The following is a 1,141-nucleotide window of genomic DNA, read 5'->3' as shown; positions in this document are numbered from 1 at the left end:
CCGGCCGGCCCGTGCCGCCGCGGCCGGGCCGGGCTCGCTCACCGACCGGCTGGACCGGCTGGCCCCGGCGGAGCGGCGGGAGCTGCTGCTGGGCGTGGTCCGCGCGGAGGCCGCCGGCGTGCTGGGATACGGCGCGGCCGAGTCGGTGCCGGTGGACCGGGCCTTCCAGGAGCTGGGCTTCGACTCGCTGTCCGGAGTTGAACTGCGCAACAGGCTGGGCCGGCGGATCGGCGTGGCGCTGCCGGCGACGCTGGTCTTCGACCACCCGACGGTGACCGCGCTGGCGGCCTTCCTGGCGGACCGGTCCGGAGCGAAGCCCGAGTCGGCGCCCGCGGCCCGGACGGCGCCCGCCATCGAGGCCGACCCCATCGCGATCGTGGGCCTCGCCTGCCGGTACCCGGGCGGCGTGGACTCCCCGGAGGACCTCTGGCGACTGGTGACCGAGGGCGGGGACGCGGTGGGCGAGTTCCCCGCCGACCGCGGCTGGGACCTCGGGTCGCTGTTCCACCCGGAGCCCGGGCACGAGGGGACCTCGTACGCGCGGGAGGCCGCCTTCCTCTACGGCGCCGCCGACTTCGACCCGGACTTCTTCGGGATCAGTCCGCGTGAGGCGGCGGAGATGGATCCGCAGGAGCGGCAGTTCCTGGAGGTGTCCTGGGACGCGCTGGAGCGGGCAGGGATCGACCCGACGTCGCTGCGGGAGACCAGCGCAGGGGTGTTCGCCGGGGTGATGTACCACGACTACGTGCCCGCCGGCGCCGGTGGCGCCACGGTCTCCGGGCGCGTCTCCTACACCCTTGGCCTGCGCGGCCCCGCGCTCTCCGTGGACACCGCCTGCTCGTCCTCGTTGGTGGCGTTGCACCTGGCGGCGCAGGCGCTGCGGTCGGGGGAGTGTGATCTGGCGCTGGCCGGTGGGGTCACGGTGATGGCCACCCCGGGGGCGTTCGTGGAGTTCTCGCGGCAGCGGGGCTTGGCCGCCGATGGCCGGTGCAAAGCGTTCGCCGAGGCGGCTGATGGGGTGGGTTGGGGCGAGGGTGTCGGGGTTTTGGTGGTGGAGCGGTTGTCGGACGCTCGCCGTCGTGGGCACCAGGTTCTGGCGGTGTTGCGCGGTTCGGCGGTGAACCAGGATGGTGCTTCCAAT

The 1,141-nt window shown here is 74.5% G+C and carries 1 protein-coding gene; it reads left to right on the top strand.

The window, feature by feature from the left end:
* On the top strand, positions 1-1,141 hold a 1,141-nt coding region (locus ABZU32_RS40960), incomplete at both ends, for a type I polyketide synthase (RefSeq protein ID WP_354932198.1).

Origin of the sequence: Sphaerisporangium sp. NPDC005288 (genome assembly GCF_040607475.1) — a bacterium.
Lineage (GTDB): Bacteria > Actinomycetota > Actinomycetes > Streptosporangiales > Streptosporangiaceae > Sphaerisporangium > Sphaerisporangium rhizosphaerae.
The sequence above is the reverse complement of the archived record's forward strand: the minus strand, read 5'-3'. Positions and strand labels throughout refer to the sequence as shown.